The organism is Luteitalea sp., assembly GCA_009377605.1.
In the GTDB taxonomy this organism is placed as follows: Bacteria; Acidobacteriota; Vicinamibacteria; order Vicinamibacterales; family Vicinamibacteraceae; genus WHTT01.
On the sequence record WHTT01000167.1, the window covers coordinates 1 to 5,807 of the forward strand.

Annotated in this window: 4 protein-coding genes; 1 reads left to right on the plus strand and 3 read right to left on the minus strand. The window is 63.9% G+C overall.

Annotated features, from left to right (window positions below):
• The 3 genes from GEV06_27890 to GEV06_27900 form a co-directional block, all read right to left on the minus strand.
• Positions 1–2,056, minus strand: a 2,056-nt coding sequence (locus GEV06_27890; GenBank protein ID MPZ21680.1) for an FtsX-like permease family protein, incomplete at its 3' end; no start/stop codon positions are given.
• Between the two features lie 5 nt (positions 2,057–2,061).
• A complete protein-coding gene (locus GEV06_27895) occupies positions 2,062–2,424 on the minus strand; it encodes a PadR family transcriptional regulator (GenBank protein ID MPZ21681.1) in 363 nt (120 codons plus the stop codon).
• 94 nt (positions 2,425–2,518) lie between these two features.
• The gene (locus tag GEV06_27900) at positions 2,519–5,236 is read right to left on the minus strand and encodes an FtsX-like permease family protein (protein ID MPZ21682.1); all 2,718 of its coding nucleotides are present in this window, start codon (positions 5,234–5,236) and stop codon (positions 2,519–2,521) included.
• A 101-nt stretch (positions 5,237–5,337) separates the two neighbouring features.
• Here GEV06_27900 and GEV06_27905 point away from each other — a divergent pair.
• On the plus strand, positions 5,338–5,807 hold a 470-nt coding region (locus tag GEV06_27905; protein ID MPZ21683.1), incomplete at its 3' end, for a hypothetical protein.

Here is a 5,807-nt window from a genome sequence, read left to right on the forward strand (position 1 = left end):
GCGCCTTCCGGATCCCGATCTCATTGGTGCGTCGCGTCACGCCGTAGGAGAGGACGCCGTATAACCCGATCGCGGCAAGCAGCAGCGCGACGACCCCGAACGCGATGGACAGTCGTGCCAGCAGGCGGTCCTGTACCATCTGATCATCCAAGATCTCGGTAAGCGGGCGTGCCGTGACATGCAAATCCGGATCGATGTGCCGCACGGCGCGCCGCACGTCGGCGATGACGCTCGAGGGCTCACCTGCGGTCCTGATTGCAAAGGTGACACGTCCCGGCGTCGTCAACGGGAGATAGAACCGGCGCTCGATCTCTCCGCGTAAGCCGCGCACCCGCGAATCGCGCACGACGCCGACGACCTGACAGGCGTTTCGCTCATCTCCGAAGACCCGCGTCACGCGCATCCCGAGCGGGTTTCGCCCCTCGAAGAACTGCTTGGCGAAGGCTTCGTTGATCACGCACACCTCTTGGGCTGCGTGCTGATCCCGCTCGGTAATCTCTCGACCAAGCGTTACCGGGATGCCGAGCGTCGAGAAGTAGCGGGGGCCGACGGACGTCCACGTCGATGCGTCGTCACCCCGGGGCGTGTATCCCTCGACGATGACCGTGTCGCCGGAGTCGGCGCCCGAGAAGAGGCCGTCTCTCGACGACGCCACAGCCTCCAGGCGGTCCGTGAGCTGTGCCTCGGGTGCGAGGTACAGCAAGCCTGCGCGGAGTGGGAACGCCACACACAGTCCCGCCAGGCCGCCCAGCACGGCGAGCACCATGCTTTCCGTCAGCAATTGGCGGACGAGCCGACCCCCACTCGCGCCGAGCGCCAGCCGCACGGAAGTCTCACGATTCCGTCCGGTGACCCGTGCCAGCAGCAGATTGCTCAAGTTGGCGCAGGCGATAATCAACACGACGCCGGCAGCCGCAAGCAAGACCTGGAGCGGATCGGAAAACTGCCCGCGGAGCGTGGAGGCTCCGCGGGCGCCGGGACGCAGGATTAGGCGCTGATCGAGAAAGTCCTTTCGGTCCTCGGCCGAGAGCGCGGTCTTGCCGTAGTGAGTGGCCAGGCCCCGTTGAAAGACCACGTTCGCGTCGGCTTGCGCCTGCTCGATCGTCACGCCTGGCGAGAGGCGGCCGAACACATGCAGCCACATCACCTTGGCGGGGTCGCCCGGCTTGTCCCGTAGCCAGTCGTCGCCCGGCAGCACGACCGCCTGCATGCTGAGCGGCAGCCAAACGTCCGGCCGCTGTCCCACGGTCTCGCCGAAGAACGGTGGAGGGGCCACGCCGATGATCGAGAAGACACCGCCACGAATGGCCATCCTCGTGCCGAGAACGTCGCTGCGGCCGCCGAAGCGCCGCTGCCAGTAGTCGTAGCTGATGACGGCGTATGGAGCGCCTCTCTCCACACGCGCTTCCTCTGAGGCGAATAGCCGGCCGTGCACAGCGGTTACACCTAGCGTTGTGAAATACTCGGCCGACACCAGACGCGTTTCGATCTCCTCCGGCTCGCCGCCGTCGATGCGTGCCTGCACTCGCTCCAGAAAGCTCTGGGACGCGATGAGGCCGGAAAACGACGTGGATTCATCCCGCAGTTGCTCGAACTCCGCGTAGCTTAGGAACGGCCGCTCGCGATCTTCACCCCTCATCAGCCCCGATCCCCAGCCCGACGAGCCAGGACTCGTCAACATCACGAGCTCGTGGGGCGCGCGCACCGGCAGCGGGCTGATCAACACGCTGTTCAACAGGCTGAAGATCGCGGTGTTGGCGCCGATCCCCAGCGCCAACGACAGGATCGCGACAGTCGCAAAGCTGGGATTCGATGCCAGCGTCCGAATGGCGTAACGTAAGTCTTGTCGCATAACGTGTGCGTGCTCCCGTGGTGCAGTAAGAAAGAGATCGAGCAGGATGCGAATCCAGATCGACGCCTCGGCTCGCCATCCGCCATGATCGCGTGCATCCCGCACCTGTGCGGAAAATGCGCGCATCATCTCGGTGCCGTATTCCCTGCGGAACGACGCGGGGTAGCACCACAAGAACGTCCGGTAGACGCCGAGCCGCAGCATGAGCTCTACAGCTTTCTCGGGATCAGACCAGTCGCGCGCGCCTGGTTGAGCATCTCGTTCAACCGCCTCGCTTCCGCCAGCGCCACCTGCCGGCCGAGTCGTGTCAGGGCGTAGTAGCGCCGGCGCTCGTCCTGGCTCCGCGGATCAGGACTTTCGCGGAGCTCCTCCACGAGGCCTTGCTCCAGCATGCGTCGAATAGAGCTGTAGAGCGTGCCGGCGCTCAAGCGCACCTTGCCCCCCGTTCGTGCGGCGACATCCTGCATGATCGAGTAGCCATGGCGGTCGCGGTCCGCGAGGGCCACCAGGATGTGAAACATCGCCGTGGGCAGCGGCAGGAAGGAATCCGGATCTGGGGAGTCTCTGGTCATGGCAGTCTATATCGTCTAACAGTATAGTTGTTGAAGGTAGAGATCGCATGTAGGCCCGACCTTTAGGTCGGGCTTGCGCGTGGCTGCCCGCGCGTCATTCGTGGCGCAGCGCGACGAGCGGATCGACGCGCGACGCGCGCTGGGCGGGCAGCCATGTCGCGATGAGGGCGACAAGCGACAGCACGGCGACCGCGACGGCAAACGTCAGTGGATCGGTTGGCTCCAAGCCGTAGAGGCGGCTGGTGATCAGTCGTACTGCAGCTGCCGACAAGGCGATTCCCGCGACCAATCCAACGGCGAGCAGCACTCCTGTTTCGCGCAGGATCATCGCGATGACCGCACTGTGCTGCGCACCGAGCGCCTTGCGGATTCCGATCTCGTTGGTGCGGCGCGCAACGCCACAGGAGAGCACGCCGTATAGCCCGATTGCGGCCAGCAGCAGGGCGACGACACCGAACGCAATCGAGAGCTGAGCCAGCAGCCGGTCCTGCACGGTCTGCTCACCCACGAGTTCTGTGAGTGGCCGCAGAGTGATCGGTAGATCCGGATCCACTTGCAGAACCGCACGACGAACGTCCGCAATCAGCCCGGAGGGGTCGGCCGCCGTCCTAATTGCGAAGCTGACCTCGTTCGGCACGGTCACGGGCTGTGTCACCGGGACGTAGAACCGATGGTCGATGTTGCCGCGTATCCTATGCGCTCGGGAGTCGCGCGCCACACCCACGATCTGATATGTGTTGCGCTGACTGCCGTAGACCTGCGTGACGTGCATCCCGAGTGGGTTGCGACCTGGGAAGAACAACTTGGCGAAGGCCTCGTTGATCACGCAGACTCTGCGGCTCGAAGGCTGGTCGTCCTCTGTGATCTCGCGGCCCAGCGTCACCGGGATACCGAGCGTGGAGAAGTAACGGGGTCCGACGTGATCGTACGCTGAGCCCCGGTCATTGTTGCCTTGCCGCTCGTATCCTTCTACGACCACCTGATCTCCAGAGTCCGAACCGGAGAAGAGGCCATTTTTCGAATAGGTCGCCGTGCGCACGCCCGGCACCGCGCGAAGCCGTTCGAGGACCTGTTCGAACAACGCCGGCCGGCGCGACTCCTCGTACCCAGCCGTCTGCGCATCCACGCGCACCATCAACAAACGTTCCTTCGGGTAGCCCAGATCGACTTGGTGCAGGTTGGAGAGCGTCCGCACGAGCAAGCCGGCTCCCACCAGTAAGGGCAGCGACAGCGCCAGTTGCCCCACGACCACGAGCTTGCCGACGCGCTGCCACGCCGCCGATCCAGCGAGGCCGCGGCCCTGCTCCTTCAACCCGGTTGCGGCACTCGTCTTCGTGGTGCGCCATGCGGGCAACAAGCCAAGCATCAACCCGCCCAGCATGGTCAGCCCGAAGGCGAAGCCGAGGACACGGACGTCGAGAGCGTGCGGGAGCTGAATGGACTCCGACACCAGGCCCAGCAGTCCTGCTCGGAGCAAGAACGCAGCGCCAAGTGCAGCCACGCCTCCGAGCATCGCGAGCAGCATACTTTCGGTCAGTAACTGGCGGATGAGGCGCCGGCGGCTGGCCCCTAATGCCAGGCGTACCGAAATCTCGCGGTTCCTTGCCGTCGCCCGCGCCAACAGCAGGTTGCCGAGATTGGCGCAGGCAATCAACAAGACGACGCCGGCGGCTGTCAACAGGATGAGAAGCGGTTCGGAAAACCGCTCGCGGATCTGCGAGGCTCCTGTCGTGGCCGAACGCAGCGTCAATCGTTGATCGAGGAATCGTTTTCGATCCTCGGGTATCAGTGCCGACTCGCCGTAGTAGGTGGCCAGTCCGCGGTGGAAGATCACGTTGGACACAGCTTGCGCCTTGTCGATCGTCACCCCTGGCTTCAGGCGGCCGAACACATGCAGCCACATTACTTTCTCGATACTGCCGGGTTGATCGCGAAGCCAGTCGCGGCCTGGCAGCACGGTCGCCTGCATGCTCAGTGGCAGCCATGCGTCCGGCCGGTCGCCAACGGTCTCGCCAAAGAACGACGCCGGCGCCACGCCGATAATGGAAAACACTCCTCCACGAATCGCCATACTGCCGCCGAGAATGTCCGTACGCCCACCAAGACGACGCTGCCAGTAGTCGTAGCTGATCACCGCGTAGGGAGCGGCTCCCTCCACGCGATCTTCGCTTCTGAAGGTTCGCCCAAATAGCGCCGGCACACCCAACGTCTTGAAGTAATCTGCCGAGACCATGCGGGTATGGATCTCTTCGGACTCGCCCCCATTGACGCGTGCCTGCACGCGCTGAAGACTGCTTTGAGACGCCATCAGATCCGAGAAAGACGTGGATTGTTCCCGCAAGTGCTCGAACTCCGAATATGTCAGCAGGGCGCGTTCGCCAGTCTGAGATCCAATCCCAACCCCGGCGGACCCGGGACTTGTCAACATGACGAGCTCATGAGGGTCGCGCACCGGCAGCGGGCTGATCAACACGCTGTTCAACAGGCTGAAGATCGCGGTGTTGGCGCCGATCCCCAGCGCTAGCGATAGGATGGCGACGATGGCAAAACCTGGATTCGATGCCAGCGTCCGACTGGCATAGCGCAGATCTTGTCGCATGACGTGAGCATGCTCCCGCGGCGCAGTAAGAAAGAGATCGCGTAGCGTGTGAAGCCAGATTGACGCCTCGGTTCGCCATCCGCCGTGGTCGCGTGCATCACGCACGTGCGCGGAAAATGCGCGAACCATCTCGCTGCCGTACTCCCTGCGGAACGACGCGGGGTAGCACCACAGGAGCGTGCGGTAGACACTGACGCGTAGCTCTCGGACCATGCGTTATATATAACTACATCAAGTATAGTGTGAAGCGTTAGAGTGTGCAAGCTGCGGTAAGCTGTCGGGCCAGACGTTGCCGATCACAGGAGGATTTTCGGATGCGCCAGATGGTACGCCCGCGACCACGTAGCGCGCGGAGGCAGCTCCGTACCTGCGTTGTCATTGCTTGTCTTGCACTCTGCGTCTCGGCGCAACCCCGCGCACAATCGCCGGGCGCTCCAGCCAGCGCCGAGCCGGTTGCTGAAGGCGCGAAGCCTGGCCTGATACCGTGGCCCGTCTCCGCGACGCTCAGTGATACCGAGCGGTTGTCGATCACCAAGGACACCGTGATCGAGCTGTCACCGGAGCCCGAGCTGCAGCGCATCGCACGCGACCTCGCTGAGCTGCTGCGTCCCGCCCTCGACACAACGCTCGCCATCCGCGAAATCGGGGGATCACCGGCGCCGGGCGCGATTCGACTCGAGGTCACGCCATCCAGCGCTGATGGGGCAGAGGAAGCCTACGATCTGACGATCACGGCCAGTGGCGTCCGCATCACAGGAAGCACGCCGGCTGGCGTTTTCTACGG